This window comes from Plantactinospora sp. BC1 (assembly GCF_003030345.1).
In the GTDB taxonomy this organism is placed as follows: Bacteria; Actinomycetota; Actinomycetes; order Mycobacteriales; family Micromonosporaceae; genus Plantactinospora.
In genome coordinates, this window is record NZ_CP028158.1 from 5,217,197 (window position 1) to 5,234,335 (window position 17,139).

Annotated in this window: 16 protein-coding genes; 2 read left to right on the forward strand and 14 right to left on the reverse strand. The window is 72.5% G+C overall.

What is annotated here, in order from left to right:
- Positions 1-316 precede the first annotated feature (316 nt).
- A complete protein-coding gene (locus C6361_RS22760; RefSeq protein ID WP_107262735.1) occupies positions 317-2,557 on the forward strand; it encodes a discoidin domain-containing protein in 2,241 nt (746 codons plus the stop codon).
- Between the two features lie 144 nt (positions 2,558-2,701).
- On the opposite strand, the gene C6361_RS22765 is transcribed toward C6361_RS22760, so the two are convergent.
- Genes C6361_RS22765 through C6361_RS22775 form a run of 3 tightly spaced genes read right to left on the reverse strand, consistent with a single transcriptional unit; the run spans position 2,702 to position 4,578 of the window.
- The gene (locus tag C6361_RS22765) at positions 2,702-3,340 is read right to left on the reverse strand and encodes a DNA-3-methyladenine glycosylase (protein WP_107262736.1); all 639 of its coding nucleotides are present in this window, start codon (positions 3,338-3,340) and stop codon (positions 2,702-2,704) included.
- 12 nt (positions 3,341-3,352) lie between these two features.
- Positions 3,353-4,117, reverse strand: coding sequence for a hypothetical protein (locus C6361_RS22770; RefSeq protein WP_107268942.1), 765 nt, complete (start codon positions 4,115-4,117; stop codon positions 3,353-3,355).
- Positions 4,114-4,578, reverse strand: a complete 465-nt coding sequence (locus tag C6361_RS22775) for a MarR family winged helix-turn-helix transcriptional regulator (RefSeq protein WP_107262738.1) — start codon at positions 4,576-4,578, stop codon at positions 4,114-4,116. The genes C6361_RS22770 and C6361_RS22775 overlap by 4 nt, the downstream gene beginning before the upstream one ends.
- A 285-nt stretch (positions 4,579-4,863) precedes the next feature.
- Here C6361_RS22775 and C6361_RS22780 point away from each other — a divergent pair, with 285 nt between their 5' ends.
- Complete coding sequence (locus C6361_RS22780; RefSeq protein ID WP_159079429.1) at positions 4,864-5,391, forward strand: hypothetical protein; 528 nt, start codon at positions 4,864-4,866, stop codon at positions 5,389-5,391.
- A gap of 169 nt (positions 5,392-5,560) precedes the next feature.
- Here the strand turns inward: C6361_RS22780 and C6361_RS22785 are convergent, their stop codons facing one another.
- The 11 genes from C6361_RS22785 to argC form a co-directional block, all read right to left on the reverse strand.
- The gene (locus tag C6361_RS22785) at positions 5,561-6,298 is read right to left on the reverse strand and encodes a hypothetical protein (RefSeq protein ID WP_107268944.1); all 738 of its coding nucleotides are present in this window, start codon (positions 6,296-6,298) and stop codon (positions 5,561-5,563) included.
- 112 nt (positions 6,299-6,410) lie between these two features.
- Positions 6,411-7,562, reverse strand: a complete 1,152-nt coding sequence (locus tag C6361_RS22790; protein WP_234358961.1) for an epoxide hydrolase family protein — start codon at positions 7,560-7,562, stop codon at positions 6,411-6,413.
- A gap of 230 nt (positions 7,563-7,792) precedes the next feature.
- Positions 7,793-8,287, reverse strand: a complete 495-nt coding sequence (locus C6361_RS22795; RefSeq protein WP_107262742.1) for a PH domain-containing protein — start codon at positions 8,285-8,287, stop codon at positions 7,793-7,795.
- 132 nt (positions 8,288-8,419) lie between these two features.
- Positions 8,420-9,886 carry an argininosuccinate lyase gene (argH, locus tag C6361_RS22800; protein ID WP_107264437.1) on the reverse strand — a complete coding sequence of 489 codons (1,467 nt, stop codon included), beginning with the start codon at positions 9,884-9,886 and terminating at the stop codon, positions 8,420-8,422.
- 76 nt (positions 9,887-9,962) lie between these two features.
- Positions 9,963-11,174 carry an argininosuccinate synthase gene (locus C6361_RS22805; protein ID WP_107268946.1) on the reverse strand — a complete coding sequence of 404 codons (1,212 nt, stop codon included), beginning with the start codon at positions 11,172-11,174 and terminating at the stop codon, positions 9,963-9,965.
- A complete protein-coding gene (locus C6361_RS22810) occupies positions 11,171-11,686 on the reverse strand; it encodes an arginine repressor (protein ID WP_107262744.1) in 516 nt (171 codons plus the stop codon). Before C6361_RS22810 ends, C6361_RS22805 begins: the two co-directional genes overlap by 4 nt.
- Positions 11,683-12,702 carry an ornithine carbamoyltransferase gene (argF, locus tag C6361_RS22815; RefSeq protein WP_107268947.1) on the reverse strand — a complete coding sequence of 340 codons (1,020 nt, stop codon included), beginning with the start codon at positions 12,700-12,702 and terminating at the stop codon, positions 11,683-11,685. The genes C6361_RS22810 and argF overlap by 4 nt, the downstream gene beginning before the upstream one ends.
- Positions 12,702-13,928 (reverse strand): acetylornithine transaminase, encoded by a 1,227-nt coding sequence (locus C6361_RS22820; RefSeq protein ID WP_107268948.1) that lies wholly within the window; start codon positions 13,926-13,928, stop codon positions 12,702-12,704. Before C6361_RS22820 ends, argF begins: the two co-directional genes overlap by 1 nt.
- The gene (gene argB / locus C6361_RS22825; protein WP_107271123.1) at positions 13,925-14,830 is read right to left on the reverse strand and encodes an acetylglutamate kinase; all 906 of its coding nucleotides are present in this window, start codon (positions 14,828-14,830) and stop codon (positions 13,925-13,927) included. Before argB ends, C6361_RS22820 begins: the two co-directional genes overlap by 4 nt.
- Positions 14,831-14,853: 23 nt before the next feature.
- Positions 14,854-16,044: a bifunctional glutamate N-acetyltransferase/amino-acid acetyltransferase ArgJ gene (argJ, locus tag C6361_RS22830; protein ID WP_107268949.1), complete on the reverse strand. Its 1,191-nt coding sequence runs from the start codon at positions 16,042-16,044 to the stop codon at positions 14,854-14,856.
- A 52-nt stretch (positions 16,045-16,096) separates the two neighbouring features.
- Entirely contained in the window at positions 16,097-17,104 is a 1,008-nt protein-coding gene (gene argC, locus C6361_RS22835; protein ID WP_107268950.1) for an N-acetyl-gamma-glutamyl-phosphate reductase, read from the reverse strand.
- Positions 17,105-17,139: the final 35 nt, after the last annotated feature.

Genomic DNA, 17,139 nt, shown 5'->3' on the forward strand with positions numbered 1-17,139 from the left:
ACCCTTGATGCGTGTTCCGGCATTCGGGATAAATTACGTTGTAATAAATTGATGTCTTGACGGCGGCGGAACCCGAGCGCAACACTCGTGATCCTGCGAGAGCGCTCTCTACCGTCCACACCCGACCGGTCGACGCCGCCCGCCGTCGGTCGTTTCCGCAGGTCGGCACCGACCTCTCGGGCTACCCCACCGCACCCCCGCGCAGCAGGCCGACCGCAGCACACCCGCGGTCGGCACCACACACCGCCACTGGCCCGCCGCTCCGGACCCCGAGGAGCGGCCGGCGCCAGACACCTCCGCACGGACAGGCAGGGTCATGATTTTTCATCGTTTTCCTCCCCGAGGGCATCCCGGCGGCCGCCGCCGACCGCGCCGGCTGGCCGGCGTACTCGCGGCCACGCTGCTGCTCGCCCTGACCCCGTTCGCCGGCCCCGCCCCGGCGGCGAGCGCCGCACCGGCGCTGATCTCGCAGGGCAGGCCGGCGACGGCCTCGTCCAGCGAGGGCGGCGCCTTCACCGCGTCGGCCGCCGTGGACGGGAACACCGGCACCCGCTGGTCCAGCGCGTTCAGCGATCCACAGTGGATCCAGGTCGACCTCGGCGCGAGCGCCACGATCAGCCAGGTCGTGCTGCGCTGGGAGGCGGCCTACGGCCGGGCGTTCCAGATCCAGGTCTCCGAGAACGCCAGTAGCTGGAACACCGTCTACACGACCAGCACCGGCACCGGCGGCACCCAGACGCTGAACGTCACCGGCACCGGCAGGTACGTCCGGATGTACGGCACCGCCCGGGCCACCGGATACGGGTACTCGCTCTGGGAGTTCCAGGTCATCGGCGAGTTCGGCGGCGGTGGCCCCGGCCCCGGCGATCCCCCGGTCGAACCGACCGACCCGCGCAACCCGAACCTCGGGCCGAACACCTTCGTCTTCGACCCGTCGACGCCGACCTCCACCATCCAGGGCCGGCTGAACTCGCTCTTCACCGAGCAGGAGACGGCGCAGTTCGCCCCCCGGCGGTACGCGGTGCTGTTCAAGCCCGGCACCTACACCGCCGACGTCAACCTCGGCTTCTTCACCCAGGTCGCCGGGCTCGGCATGTCACCGGACGACGTCAACCTGAACGGGCACGTCCGGGTCGAGGCGTTCTGGATGGGCGGCAACGCCACCCAGAACTTCTGGCGGTCGGCCGAGAACCTCTCGGTCACCCTGCCCGCCGGCACCATCGTCGAACGCTGGGCGGTCTCCCAGGCGGCGCCGTACCGGCGGATGCACCTGCGCGGCGCCGGCAACCAGATCCAGTTGTGGAACGGCGGCGACGGCTGGTCCAGCGGCGGGCTGATGGCCGACACCAAGATCGACGGTACGGTCGTCTCCGGCTCGCAGCAGCAGTGGTACTCCCGCAACAGCGAGTTCGGCAGCTGGAACGGCTCGGTCTGGAACATGGTCTTCACCGGGGTCGCCGGTGCGCCGGCACCGCACTTCCCGAACCCGTCGCACACGGTGGTCGCGCAGACCCCGGTGGTCCGGGAGAAGCCGTTCCTCTACGTCGACGGCACCGGCGAGTACCGGGTCTTCGTGCCGGCGCTGCGCAGCAACAGCCAGGGCACGAGCTGGTACAACAAGACCCCGGCCGGCTCGTCGATCTCGCTGAGCCAGTTCTTCGTCGTCCGGCCCGGCACCAGCGCGGCGACCATCAACGCCGCACTCGCCCAGGGCAAGAACCTGCTCTTCACCCCGGGCCTCTACCGGACCACCGAGACGATCCGGGTGACCCGGCCGGACACCGTGGTGCTCGGGCTCGGCCTGGCCACCATCGAGCCGCAGAACGGCGTCACCGCGATGACCGTGGCCGACGTTGACGGCGTCAAGGTCGCCGGCATCATGTTCGAGGCCGGCGCGACGAACTCGTCGGTGCTGATGGAGGTCGGCCCGGCCGGCTCCTCGGCCAGCCACGCCGGCAACCCGACCTCGCTGCACGACGTCTTCTTCCGGATCGGCGGCGCGGTACCCGGCAAGGCCACCACCAGCCTGCGGATCAACAGCCACAACGTGATCGGCGACCACATGTGGCTGTGGCGGGCCGACCACGGTGACCCCGGCACGTACGGCTGGAACATCAACACCGCCGACACCGGGCTGGTGGTGAACGGCAACAACGTCACCATGTACGGCCTCTTCGTCGAGCACTACCAGAAGACCGAGGTGATCTGGAACGGCAACGGCGGCCGGACGTACTTCTTCCAGAACGAGAAGCCGTACGACCCGCCGAACCAGGCGGCGTTCATGAACGGGTCCACCCGGGGCTATCCGGCGTACAAGGTGGCCGACTCGGTGACCAGTCACGAGGCGTGGGGCCTGGGCAGCTACTGCTACTTCAACGTGAACCCGGCGGTGGTCAACGAGCGCTCCTTCGAGGTGCCGGTCACCTCGGGGGTCCGGTTCCACAACATGGTGACGGTCTCGCTCGGCGGGGTCGGCACGATCAACCGGATCATCAACAACTCCGGCGGTACCGCCAACACCGCCAACCAGGTGCAGTACCTGAACAACTTCCCGTAGGCCGGCACCCGGCACAACGGCACCGGGCACCACGGCACCCGGCACCACGGCACCTGGCACCACGGCGGCTGGCTCCGGCGGACGCGTCCGGCGGGGCCAGCCGTCGGCCGGTACCCGCCGCAGCTCCGGGCTTGCGGGGGACGGCTACGGTCGACGGCCGGCCGGTCGGTCGGGGCTACGCCGGCGTGGCACGTGCCGGCGGTAGTCGCTGACCGTCGGGTCGCCGTCGATCCAGAACCGCCACGGGACGTCGTGCGCCCCGGTGACGCCGACCCGGGGACCGGCGGCGATCGCCTCCGGCGGCAGCGGCGCGGCCGGCGGGCGGAGGCGTACCGGACCGTCGCCGAGCAGGTAGCGGCCGTAGACGGCCCGGTCCAGGCCGAGCGCCGCGCAGAGCCGGGCGGGTCCGCGGGCCAGGTCCACGTCCCGGCGTACGGCGGTGCGCCGGCTCCGGGCGATCTCCAGCCCGTCGACCACCTCGCCGGCCCGGAGCAGTACCGCCGACGCCTCTCCGTCCGGCCCGGTCACCACGTTCACGCACCAGTGCATCCCGTAGGTGAAGTACGCGTAGGCGTGCCCGGCCGGCCCGAACATCACCGCGTTACGCGGGGTACGCCCACGGTGCGCGTGCGACGCCGGGTCTCCGCCGCTGCCGGCGTACGCCTCCACCTCGGTGAGCCGGACGGTGACGCCGCCCGCCGAGAGGGTGGCACCGAGCAGCCCGCGCGCCGCCGGCACCACCGGTCCGGCCAGCAGTGCGGCGAAGTCGTCGACCGACGTCATCCGGCAAGGACATCACGGGCGACCGGTCGGGCTCCGGGCGGGGTCCCCGGCTCCGGCGCGGCTCCCCGGGCGTACCACCCCGGAACGGCTCTCCGAAGCCGGTGCGCCGGCATTGCCGGGCGGCTCGGCGCTGAGGTGTCGGCGGGACAGCGCGACGAAGCCGTCGGCGTCGTCGACGTAGACCCGCAGCTCGTGTACGGGTTCACCGGTGCCCTTCGGCACCGGGAGTACGGTCGGCTCGCGCAGCAGGATGTCGACGGTGGTCTGGCTGGAGACCCCGATGTTGAGCACGGTCCGGGTGTCGGTCCGCTCCACCTGCACGGTGCGGCCGGATGACAGCGAGCGGTGCCGCTTGCGTACCGTCTCGATCGCCGTCCAGGGCAGCGCGAGGTCGATCGAGATGCCGTTGCGGAGCCGAATCCCCTCCGCAGCCACCAGGTGCGGGTGGACCCGCAGGCTGGCCAGCAGCCCGATCATCCAGAACACCCCGTAGACGCCGAGGGTGGCGGCGATGATCCGGGCGACCTTCCAGGGCAGGATCAGGTCGAGCACGGGGATCTCGATCGCGGAGACCACGATGAAGACGATCAGCAGCGGTGTGACGACGCCGGCGTACCCGAAGGAGACCGTGCCCGCCGGGCCGGTCGGCCGGCGCAGGATCCAGCGGAACAGGCTGCGCCACATGCCCAGCTCGTAGACGGTGGCCCGGCGCAGCAGCGACCAGACCGTCGTCAGTGCCTTCGGGAACTCCCTCCGGGTCGTGCGTCGCTGGGTCATCCGTCGCCTCCTGGGGATTGCTGCGCCAGGCCGATCCCGCGCAGCCGGGTGAGGATCTCGCCCAGCCCGGCGGTGAAGCAGTCGAACCGCTCCGCCGGCATCTCCCCGAACAGCAGGTGGGCGAACTCCTGCTGGCCGTGCTCCATCGCCTCGACCGTCTGCCGACCCCGCTCGGTGAAGGTGACCAGGGTGGCCCGCCGGTCGGTCGGGTGCGGCTGCCGGCTGACGAACCCGGTCGCCTCCAGGCCGTCGACCAGGCCGGTGACGGTGCGGGCGCTCACCCTGAGCGCGGCGGCAAGGTCGCGCTGGGTCATCGGGCCGTGCCGGCGCAGCTCCCAGAGCAGGTGCGTACGCGAGACGGTCAGCCCCTCCCGGGCCAGGCTCCGGGTCATGTCGTCGTTGATCAACACAACCAGTTCGAGGACCTGGTCCAGCGCCGCAATGTGTTTGTCGCCAATCATGTGCCTACCACACCGTGAGTCATGCTCACTAGTTTGCCACAGCGCCGGTACGAGCGTCACCCCCGGTCCGGCCGCCCGGCTGATGATTCATGACGCTCAATTGCTCACTCGCTCGGGATCTCGACGCACGGCCTTGCAGGTTGCGAAAGGCGACGCAAAGGTAACTTTCAGTCGCCGAATTGGAGGACCCATCATGTATGTCACCGCGGCAGGGCTCGCCGGGATGGCGTTGGGTTTCATCGCCGGCCTGTGTACCTACCGAACCTCCCGCCGCTGGTGCGCGGGGTGCGGCGGGAGCCTGAGCTGCCCGGCCTGTGCCAGTGCCGGCGTACGCCGCAACACCCCGGCCCGGCGGTTCCGGTGAACGCCATCCCGTCCGCGTCACCGAACGTGCCTCCCGGCACCGTGCTCGACATCGCCACGGAGGACTGGCGGTACGGCAGTCACCCGCTCCGCCTCATGGTCGAGTTCGTCCGCCTCGACCTGTCGACGTACTACGACAACCAGTGGGTCTGGATCAGCGGCCAGCGGCTGGCCAGCGACGGCACTCCGCTCGGTCACCTGGACGCCCTGGTCAGGGTCTCGGCGCTGCCCTGCCCGGACAACGGCCACGGTGGCTCGGACCTCCCCGGCGGCGCCGACGGCCGTGCCGCCGCCCGGAACGGCTCGACGGGCCGGACCGCACCCCGGCAACGGACCGGAGCGGAGCGCGACCGGCGATCGAGCCGCGCCGGCCGCCCCTCGGCGCAGCGCGGCGAGCCGCGCTGGGATCAGACCGAGGGCGGGCCCCGCGACAGCCCCGGCGGTCCCTAGCCGCGCCGGCACGACCCGGAACGATCAACGACGGACCCGGTGCGATCAACGACGGACCCGGTGTGATTGACAGCGGATTCGGGGTGATCGACGACGGATTCGGGGTGATTCGGGAGGTCCGGCCACGCTACGTCGTAGTGCACGGGCCGGCGCCGACTCCCGGACCGGTTCAACCCTCTGCGGCGAGCACCACCGAGTCGTGGTGCGCCAGGACGCCCCGGGCGGCGGCGAGCGCCGTCTCCGCCTCCGGCGTCGTCGCACCGGCCAGCTCGACCAGGGTACGAAGGTGCTGGTCGACCGCGTCGGCGAGCCGGCGCCACCGGACCGGACGGCCGGTACCGGGGTCCAGCACCGAGCCCGAGTCACGAGAGCGCAGCGTCTCGTCGAGCGCGGCGTGCAGCGCGCGTACCGCCCGGTCGAGGGTCTCGACCGCACCCTCCGGGGCGGTGTACCGGGGCGCTTGGTCGAGGACCATCCGGAGCACCGTCACCAGGTCGTCGGCGTGCCCCGACACCCAGCGCCGGACCCGGTGGATCCGGCCCAGCTCGGGCCAGCGCTTCCGGGCCGCCTGCCGGCTGCTGCCGGTCGCCTCGCCCAGGTCGGCGAGGCTGGCACCGAGCCAGACCGCGTCCGAGGCGTCCTCGGCGGCACAGCCGGCGGCCACCTCGGCGAGCAGCGCCTGCGCGGCCTGTCCGGCCCGGACCCGGCGCAGGTACACCGCCCGGCGGATCCGCTCGTCGTCGACGTCACCCGGCTTCGTCCCCGCCTCGACGGCGGCGAACGACGGATGTTCGGCCAGCAGCCCGGTGAGTCGGCGACTGAACTCCTCGACAAGGCCGACGAACTGGTCGTACTCCCCCTCGGAGAGCTGGTCGAACCGCCCTGCCGGCCGGTGTACCCGGTACATCGCACCACTCCTGACAACCTGAGGTTTACAGCGGTGACGGTATCACTGTAAACCTCAGGTTCACAACGTCAGACCTGCCTCACGTCCGGTGCCGCCCGACCGGCGGAGGTCCTCAGCGCTCGTCCAGCGCCCCCAGGAAGAACCGGCGCAACTCGTCGGCGAGCAGGTCCGGCTCCTCGTGCGGCATGAAATGGCCCCCGACACCCGGCTCGGTCCACTGCCGCAGATCCGGGCAGGCCCGCTCGGCGAGTTGGCGGGGAAACCCGGCCAGCGCCGGTTCCGCGCTCAGGGTGACCGCGACCGGCACCGTGATGTCCGGCCGGGGCGGGTTGCGCGGATAGTCGAGGTACTGCCGGAACGACGAACCGATCGCCTCGGTCACCCAGTACAACGTGATCACCGTGAGCAGGGTGTCCCGGTCGAACCGGCTGGCCAGGTCGCCGTGGCAGTCGCTCCAGTCCCGGTACTTGTCGACCAGCCAGGCCGCCAGCCCGGCCGGCGAATCGACCAGCGCCGCCGCCACGGTGTCCGGCCGGGTGGCCATGATGGCGCTGTAGCCGCCGTCGGTCTCGTCGTAGCGCTCCTCTGCCTCGATGAAGGCCCGCTCGGCGGGATCGAGGGGTCGGGCGTCGAAACTGGCCGGAAAGGGTGGATGGATCAGGTGTACCCCGACGACCTGGTCGGGGTACGTCGCGCCGAGCCAGCCGGCCACCGCCCCGCCGATGTCACCGCCGAAGACGCCGTACCGGTGGTGGCCGAGCACCTCGGTCATCAGCCGGTGCAGGATCCCGGCCATCGCCGGCCGGGTGAGCGGCTCCGCCGGCAGCTCGGAGTAGAGGAAGCCGGGCATCGACGGCACCACCACGTCGAAGGCGGTGGCCGGATCACCGCCGTACCGGCCGGGGTCGGTCAGCCGGTCCGCCAGTGGCAGCAGCTCCACGAAGCTGCTCGGCCAGCCGTGGTTCAGCAGCAGCGGCGGCGGCACCGGGGCACCGGCCGGGCGGCGACCGGGGATCCGCAGGAAATGCAGCCGCCGACCGTCGATTTCGGTCAGAAACTGCGGGTACGCGTTCAGCGCGGCCTCCCGGGCCCGCCAGTCGTACCCGTCGGCCCAGTGGCCGACCAGGTCACGCAGGTAGTCGGGATCGGTGCCGGCCTGCCAGGGCCGCTCGCCGCTGCGCCCGGTGAACCGGGTACGGCGCAGCCGGGTGCGCAGGTCGTCGAGGACCGGATCGGGAATCTCGATCCGGAAAGGGGAGATCATCAGAAGTCCTCCGGGCGGAGGGCGTCGGCTCCCCGACCGGTGTGGCGCGGAACGCGCCGAGGTCAGCGGAGACGGATGGCCGGAGAGGACGCCCGAACGGAACGGTCGCACTGCATCGGGCCCACCTCCTCTCGGCGCTGACCGGGAGATCGTTCCAGCCACCCGGCGGGCTCGCAACCCGATTGCCGCGCCCAACCCGATTGCCGCGCCGCCGTCCCGCGCCCGCGCGCTCAGGCGCTGGACCGGGTCCGCCCGCGACGCTGCTGCCAGAGCTGGACGATCTCCTCAAACTCCTCGAAGAACCTGCCCGGTCCGGAGAAGGCCCGCTCGTCGAGGAAGAAGAGCGTCCAGCGCCGCCGCTGGTGCTGGTGGTCGTAGACCGCCACCACGTAGCGGGAGGTGACGTCGAACGGGCCGACCCGGGTCACTCCCCGGTTGTCGTGCAGGTGGAAGTCGCGGATGTCGGACCAGCCGTACCGCCGGTCGCCGAGGAATCCCCGCCGGAGTATCCCGTCCCGGTCGACCACCGTCCCCATCCGGGACACCCGCAGGCTCACCCCGAGCAGCAGGCCCAGGGTCCCGAGCAGGATCACCGCCGACAGCCAGCCGGGCAGGCCGGTGAAGAGCGCGGCGTACCCGACCGGCAGCATGACGGCGACGGTCAGGACGACGAAGTAGCCGACCATGGCTCTCGGCATGCCGTAGGTCGCCGGCAGCGGCCTCAAGCCACTCACCACCCATACAACGTCCGTAGTCCCGACGAGCTGTCCGGAACGAAGGTTATCGACGTTCGAGGTGCCGCGCCATGCGCCGGACGGAGATAATCGCCCGCCGGGCGGAGCGGCGGGCGATCTCGGTCAGCTGTTCGGGATGACCTGCTCCGTCGACCACTGCCGCCAGCCGTCGAGCTGGTCGGAGGCGGCGACGAGCTGGTCGGAGACCGGTCCCGGGCCGGTCGAACCGGGCGTGGTCCGGGCGGCCAGCGCGGACCGGACCGAGAGCACGTCCCGAACCCCGGGGTCGAGATGCTCGCTGACCAGCCGCAGGTCGTCGTCGGAGACCTCGTCCAGCTCACAGTCGCGGGCCACGCAGAGCGCCACCAGCCGGCCGGTCACCTCGTGCGCCTCCCGGAACGGTACGCCCTTGCGGACCAGCCAGTCGGCGACCTCGGTGGCCAGCGAGAAGCCGACCGGGGCGGCGGCGGCGAGCCGGTCCACCCGGACGGTCATCGTGGAGACCATCCCGGCCAGCGCCGGCAGCACCAGGTCGAGGGTGTCGATCGCGTCGAACGCCGGCTCCTTGTCCTCCTGCATGTCCCGGTCGTACGCCATCGGCAGCCCCTTGAGCATGGTCAGTACGGTGACCAGCCCACCGATCAGCCGGCCGGACTTGCCCCGGGCCAGCTCGGCGACGTCGGCGTTCTTCTTCTGCGGCATGATCGACGAACCGGTGGCGAAGGAGTCGTCCAGCTCCACCCAGCCGAACTCCTGCGAGGTCCACATCACCACCTCCTCGCCGAGCCGGGACAGGTGCACCCCGAGCAGCGCGGTGACGAAGAGGAACTCGGCCACGAAGTCCCGGTCGGCGACCGCGTCCATCGAGTTGGCGAACGAGGTCCGGAAGCCCAACTCCTTCGAGACCGCCACCGGGTCGAGCGGCAGCCCGGAGCCGGCCAGCGCGCCCGCGCCGAGCGGACTGACCGCCGCCCGGTGGTCCCAGTCACGCAGCCGCGCCAGGTCGCGCAGCAGCGGCTGGACGTGCGCGAGCAGCCAGTGCCCGAAGGTGACCGGCTGCGCGTGCTGCACGTGGGTCATCCCCGGCGCCGGGGTCTCCAGGTTGCGGGCCGCCTGCTCCACCAGCGCGTCGGCCAGCCCGACGATCCGGGCGGCCAGCCCCCGGGCATGATCGCGCAGATAGAGCCGCAGGTCGGTGGCGACCTGGTCGTTGCGGGACCGGCCGGCCCGGAGCTTGCCGCCGAGCGTGCCGAGGCGTTCCAGCAGGCCGCGTTCGAGTGCGGTGTGCACGTCCTCGTCCTCGACGGTGGGCCGGAAGGTGCCGGTGCGCACCGCCGCCTCCAGGTCGTCCAGCGCGGCCAGCATCCGGCCCAGCTCGTCCGGGTCGAGCAGGCCGGCGGCGGCCAGCACCCGGGCGTGCGCCCGGGAGCCGGCCAGGTCGTACGGGGCGAGCCGCCAGTCGAACTGGACGCTGACCGAGAGCCGGGCCAACGCCTCGGCCGGGCCACCGGCGAACCGGCCACCCCAGAGGCTCGTACGGTTGGTTCCGGCGCTGTTCTCAGTCAGGCTCTTGTCGTCCACGCCGACCATCATTGCTGAGCTTGCCTTTCGCTCGCGACTGCGGGGCTCACTCGCTTCGCTCCCTCACTCCTCGCGCTCGCAGCCGTCACTTCCCGGAGCCGCCCAGCCGGGCGTCCCGGGCCGCCGCCATCTTGCTCGGCAGGCCCCACAGCTGCACGAAGCCCTTGGCCAGGGACTGGTCGAAGGTGTCACCGGTGTCGTAGGTGGCCAGACCGAAGTCGTAGAGGCTCGCCTCAGAGCGCCGGCCGGTCACCACGGCCCGCCCGCCGTGCAGGGCCAACCGGACCTCGCCGGAGACGTGCTTCTGGGTGTCGTCGATGAAGGCGTCCAGCGCGTTCTTCAGCGGCGAGAACCAGAGACCGTCGTAGACCAGCTCGCCCCAGCGCTGGTCCACGCCCTTCTTGAACCGGGCCACGTCCCGCTCCACGGTGACGTTCTCCAGCTCCTGGTGGGCGGTGATCAGCGCGATCGCGCCCGGCGCCTCGTACACCTCGCGGCTCTTGATGCCGACCAGCCGGTCCTCGACCATGTCGAGCCGGCCCACCCCCTGGGCGCCGGCCCGCCGGTTCAGCTCCAGGATCGCCTGGTACGGGGTGACCGTCTCGCCGTCGATCGCCACCGGTACCCCGGCGTCGAAGGTGATCACGACGTGGTCGGGGTCGCGCGGCTCCGCCGGGTTGGCGGTGTAGGAATAGACGTCCTCGATCGGGGCGTTCCAGATGTCCTCCAGGAACCCGGTCTCCACCGCCCGGCCCCACAGGTTCTGGTCGATCGAGTACGGCGACTTGCGGGTCACGTCGATCGGCAGCCCCTTCTCCTCGGCGTACGCGATCGCCTTGTCCCGGGTCCAGGCGTAGTCCCGGGCCGGCGCGATCACCTTGAGGTCGGGGGCGAGGGCGCCGAGGCCGGCCTCGAAGCGGACCTGGTCGTTGCCCTTGCCGGTGCAGCCGTGCGACACGATCGTGCCGCCGTAGTGCTTCGCCGCCTCGACCAGGTGCTTGACGATCAGCGGCCGGGAGAGCGCGGAGACCAGCGGATAGCGGTCCATGTAGAGCGCGTTGGCCCGCATCGCCGGGATGCAGTAGTCGGCCGCGAACTCCTCGCGGGCGTCGACCACCACCGACTCGGCGGCGCCGCAGTCCAGGGCCCGCTGGCGGATCGCCGCCATGTCCTCGCCGCCCTGCCCGACGTCGATCGCCACCGCGATCACCTCGGCGCCGGTCTGCTCGGCCAGATACGGGATGGCGACCGAGGTGTCCAGGCCCCCGGAGTACGCCAGTACGACGCGCTCGCTCATGGTGTGGTGCTCCCTTCAGCATGTTCTTCCCGGGCCGCCCAGGCGGAGAGCTTCTCCCCCAGTGCCGCGCCACCGGTGGCCTCCCGGGCCACGACGAGAATGGTGTCGTCGCCGGCGATGGTGCCGACGACCTCCGGCAGCCCCGCCCGGTCCAGCGCGCTGGCCAGGTACTGGGCGGCACCGGGTGGGGTGCGCAGCACGGCGATGTTGCCGCTCGAGTCGACCCCGTTGAGCAGTTCGCGGAGCAGCCGGACCAGCCGGGCCGGCGCCTGCTCGGCGTCCCGCAGCGGCCGCTTGCCGTCCTCCGGGATGAGGTAGACGGCCGGTCCGTCGCCACCGCGCACCTTGACCGCGCCCAGCTCGTCCAGGTCGCGGGAGAGGGTGGCCTGGGTGACCTGCACCCCGCCCGCGGCGAGCAGGTCGGCCAGCTCGGTCTGCGAGCGGATCTCCCGCTCGCGGATCAGGTCGACGATCCGGGCGTGCCGGGCGGCCCGGGTCAGCGGTCCGGTCATGCCGACTCGCCGACCACGGACGCGATGATCGAGGCCGGAGATGGTTCACCCTCCGGCTGCGCCGCCGCCGCGTCGGCGGCGGCCCGCTCCTCGGCGTGCCGGTCCAGCAGCCAGGCGAGCAGCGCCTTCTGGGCGTGCAGCCGGTTCTCCGCCTGGTCGAAGACCGCGCTGCGGGGCCCGTCGAGCACCTCGTCGGTGATCTCCTCGCCCCGGTGCGCCGGCAGGCAGTGCAGCACCACGGCCTCCGGCGCGGCGCCGGCCAGCAGGGCCTGGTCGACCTGGTACGGCTGGAAGGCGGTGAACCGGTCCCGGCCGTCGTCCTCCTGCCCCATCGAGGTCCAGGTGTCGGTGGCGACCACGTCGGCTCCGGCCACCGCCTCGACCGGGTCGCGGAGCACGAGTACCGAACCGCCGGTGCCGGCGGCGATCTCGGCGGCCCGCTCCAGCACGGCCGGGTCGGGTTCGTGGCCGGCCGGGCCGGCGACCCGGACGTGCATCCCGGCGGTCGCACCGCCGAGCAGGTACGAGTGCGCCATGTTGTTCGCCGCGTCCCCGAGGTACGCCAGGGTCCGGCCGGCGGTGCCGCCACAGTGCTCCCGGACGGTGAGCAGGTCGGCCAGGAGCTGGCAGGGGTGGAAGCCGTCGGTCAGCCCGTTCACCACCGGCACCGTCGCGCCCTCGGCGAGCTGGGCGATCCGGTCGTCACCGAAGGTACGCAGCACGATGGCGGCGACGTACCGGGACAGCACCCGGGCCGCGTCGGCCACCGACTCGCCCCGGCCGAAGTGCGTGACCTGGGTGTCCACCACGATCGGGTGGCCGCCCAGCTCGGCGATGCCGACGTCGAAGGAGAGCCGGGTACGCAGGCTGGGCTTGTCGAAGAGCACCGCCACCGCCCGGGGGCCGGCGAGCGGGCGCACGCCGTAGCGATCCGCCTTCATCTGGGCGGCGAGGTCCAGCACCGCCGACTGCTCGGCCGGGGAGAGGTCGTCGTCGCGCAGGAAGTGCCGGGGCATCAGTGTCCACCCCCGGTCCCGTCGGCGGCGGTCGGGACCGCCGTCTCCTGCGGCGCCGGGGTCGCCGCGTCCAGGGCCGCCGGCAGGGCGGCCAGGAAGGCGTCGGCCTGGTCCAGGCCGAGGATCAGCGGCGGGGCCAGCCGGATCGTCGCCGGCTGCACCGGGTTGGTGAGGAAGCCGGCGTCCCGCAGCACCCCGGCGGTCGCGGCGGCGGCCGGCGCCCGTAGCACGATCCCGAGCAGCAGCCCGGCGCCGCGCACCTGCGCCACCAGTGGATGGTTCAGCGCCTCCACCCCGCGCCGGAGCCGCTCGCCGACCCGCTTCACGTGGTCGAGCAGCCCCTCGTTGGCGATGGTGGAGATGACGGCGAGCGCGGCGGCGCAGCTCACCGGGTTGCCGCCGAAGGTGGTGCCGTGCAGGCCCGGCCGGAGCAGCTCGGCGGCCCTGCCGAAGGCCAGGCAGGCGCCGATCGGCAGTCCGCCGCCGAGCCCCTTGGCCAGGGTCACCAGGTCCGGCTCGATGCCGTCGGCCTGGTGCGCGAACCAGTGCCCGGTACGCCCGATGCCGGTCTGCACCTCGTCCAGCGCCAGCAACGTACCGTGCTCGGCGGTGATCCGCCGAGCCTCGGCGATGTAGCCGGGCGGCGGTACGACGACGCCGTTCTCGCCCTGGATCGGTTCCAGGATCACCATCGCGGTCCCGTCGCTGACCGCCGCGGCCAGCGCCTCGACGTCGCCGTACGGGACGTGGGTCACCTCGCCGGGCAGCGGGCGGAACGGGTCGGCCTTGGCCGGCTGGCCGGTGAGCGCCAGCGCGCCCATGGTGCGGCCGTGGAAGCCGCCCTCGGTGGCGACCACGTGGGTCCGCCCGGTGAGCCGGGACAGCTTGAACGCGGCCTCGTTCGCCTCCGCGCCGGAGTTGGCGAAGAAGACCCGACCGGCCCGGCCGGCGAGCGCCAGCAGCAGTTCGGCGAGCGCCACCGGCGGCTCGGCGACGAAGAGGTTGGAGACGTGCCCGAGGGTGGCGACCTGCCGGGAGACCGCCTCGACCACCGCCGGGTGGGCGTGCCCGAGCGCGTTCACCGCGATGCCGCCGACCAGGTCGACGTACTCCCGGCCGGCCTCGTCGACCACGACCGCGCCGCTGCCGCGGACCAGCGCGAGCTGCGGGGTGCCGTAGTTGTCCATCATGGACTGCGTCCAGCGGTCGACCAGCGTCGTCGTCATGGCGTGACCGCCCCGGGCTCGGGTACCACCATCGTGCCGAATCCTTCCGACGTGAAAACTTCCAGCAGGGTCGAGTGCGCCACCCGCCCGTCCACCACGTGCGCCGCCGGCACCCCGCCGCTGACCGCCCGCAGGCAGGCCTCCATCTTCGGCACCATCCCCGACTCCAGCCTCGGCAGCAGCTCGGCGAGCTGACCGGTGGTGATCTCCGAGACCAGGCTGTCGGTGTCCGGCCAGTCGGCGTAGAGCCCGGGTACGTCGGTGAGCACCACCAGCTTGCGGGCCTTCAGCGCGACGGCCAGCGCGGCGGCGGCGGTGTCGGCGTTGAGGTTGTGCAGCACGCCGTCGGCGTCCGGCGCGACGGTGGAGATCACCGGGATCCGGCCGGCCGAGATCAGGTCGGCGACCGCCGAGGCGTTCACCTCGTCCACGTCACCGACCTGGCCGATGTCGACCGGTTCGCCGTCCACGTACGCCGGTCGGCGTACCGCGGTGAAGAGCTGGGCGTCCTCGCCGGAGAGGCCGACCGCGTACGGCCCGTACTCGTTGATCAGCCCGACCAGTTCCCGGCCGACCTGGCCGACCAGCACCATCCGGACCACGTCCATCGCCTCGGGCGTGGTCACCCGCAGCCCGCCCTTGAACTCGCTGGTGATGCCGAGCCGGCGCAGCATGGCGGAGATCTGCGGCCCACCGCCGTGCACCACCACCGGCTTCAGCCCGGCGTAGCGCAGGAAGACCATGTCGGCGGCGAACGCCCGCTGCAACTCCGGCTCGATCATGGCGTTGCCGCCGTACTTGACCACCACGGTCGAGCCGGAGAAGCGGGCCAGCCAGGGCAGCGCCTCGATGAGGGTGGCGGCCTTCCGCTGCGCCTCGGTCAGGTCGCGGGTCAGCATCATGGCCGCACCCGCGTTCCGCGCGCTCACGTCGAGTACGCCGAGTTCTCGTGCACGTATGCGTGCGACAGGTCGTTGGTCCAGATGGTCGCCTCGGCCGGGCCGGCGTGCAGGTCGATCCGGATGGTCACCTGCCGGCCGGAGAGGTCGACCTTGCTCCGGTCCTCGGCGGCGGCGCCGGACCGGCAGACCCAGATGCCATTGACTGCCACGTCGATACCGTCCGGTTCGAAGGCGGCGGCCGTGGTGCCGACGGCGGCGAGGATCCGGCCCCAGTTCGGGTCGTTGCCGAAGAGCGCGGTCTTGACCAGGTTGTTCCGGGCGACCGCGCGGCCGACCTCGACCGCGTCGTCCTCGCTGGCCGCTCCGACCACCTCGATCGCGACCTCCTTGCTGGCCCCCTCGGCGTCGGCCACCAGTTGCCGGGCCAGGTCGTGACAGGCCGCGGTGACCGCAGCGGTCAGCTCGGCCTGGCTCGGCGCGATCCCGGAGGCGCCGCTGGCCAGCAGCAGTACGGTGTCGTTGGTGGAGAGGCAGCCGTCCGAGTCGACCCGCTCGAAGCTGACCCGGCAGGCTTCCCGGAGCGCCTCGTCGAGCACGGCCGGCCCGGCGATGGCGTCGGTGGTGACCACGCAGAGCATGGTGGCCATGGCGGGCGCGAGCATGCCGGCGCCCTTGGCCATCCCGCCGACCGTCCAGCCGGCACCGGCGACCACGGTCGTCTTCGGCCGGGTGTCGGTGGTCATGATCGCCTCGGCCGCCGCCGCCCCGCCGTCGGCGGCCAGCCCGGCCACCGCCGCGTCCACGGCGGGCAGCAGGCGCTGCATCGGCAGCCGCTCGCCGATCAGCCCGGTCGAGCAGACCGCGATCTCGCCGGCGCCGACCGCCGTTGCGCCGTCGGTGGCTCCGGAGAGCGCGGCGGCGGAGAGCGCGGCAGCGGCGTGTTCGGCGGTGGCGTGGGTGTCCTGGAAGCCGGGTGCCCCGGTGCAGGCGTTGGCGCCGCCGGAGTTGAGCACCACGGCCCGGAGCAGTCCGGTCGTGAGGACCTGCTGGCTCCAGAGCACCGGTGCCGCCTTGATCCGGTTGGCGGTGAAGACCCCGGCCGCCGCCGCGTCCGGCCCGTCGTTGACCACCAGCGCGACGTCCCGGGCGTCGGTGGACTTGAGTCCGGCCGCCACGCCGGCCGCCCGGAATCCCCGGGGCGCGGTGACGCTCATGCCAACCCTCCCTCGTTGTCGCGTGCTTCCCCGACCTCTGATCTCCGGTGTCTCACGGCGCGACCCCGTGCGTGGAGAGGCCGGTGGTCTCCGGCAACCCGAGCATCAGGTTGGCGCACTGCACCGCCTGGCCGGCGGCGCCCTTGCCGAGGTTGTCGATGGCGCTGACCACGATCAGCCGACCGGAGTCGACGTCGACGGTCGCCTGGAGGTGGCAGGAGTTGCCGCCCAGCGTGGCGGCGGTGTGCGGCCACTGCCCCTCGGGCAGGAGGTGCACGAACGGCGCGTCCGCGTACGCCTGCGCCAGCACCTCGCGCGGGTCGGCCGGGGTGTCGCCGACGGGCAGCGCGGTGACGGTGGCCAGGATGCCGCGCGGCATCGGGGCCAGTACCGGGGTGAAGGAGAGTCCGGTCGCCCCGCTGGCCTGCTTGATCTCCGGCACGTGCTGGTGCGCGCCGACCTTGTAGGGCGAGAGGTCGCCCATCACCTCGCTGCCGAGCAGGTGCGCCTTGGCGGACCGGCCGGCTCCGGAGGTGCCGGAGGCGGCGACCACCACCACGTCGTGCGGGGCGGCCACCCCGGCGGCGAGCAGCGGAGCGAGGGCGAGGATGGTGGCCACCGCGTAGCAGCCGGTGGCGGCGACCCGGGTGGCGGCGGCGATCGCCGCCCGCTGGCCGGGCAACTCCGGCAGGCCGTAGGTCCAGGCGCCGGCGTGGGCGCCGCCGTAGTAGCGGGTCCAGGCGGCGGCGTCGGTGAGCCGGTGGTCGGCACCGAGGTCGACCAGGCGGACGTCGTCGGGCAGGGCCGCGGCCAGCGCCGCCGACTCGCCGTGCGGCAGGGCCAGGAAGACCAGGTCCGCGTCGGCGAGCACCGCCGGTTCGGTCCGGCCGAACATCAGGTCGAGGCCGGTGAGTTGCGGGTGTACGGCGGCGACCGGCTGGCCGGCCTGGCTGTGCGCGGTGGCGGCGACGAGGTCGAGTTCGGGGTGCCCGGCGATCAGCCGGAGCAGTTCGCCGCCCGCGTAGCCACTGGCACCGGCGACCGCGACTCGAATTCCCATGCCCACCTCCGCATTTCTATGCAGAAGTACGCTAA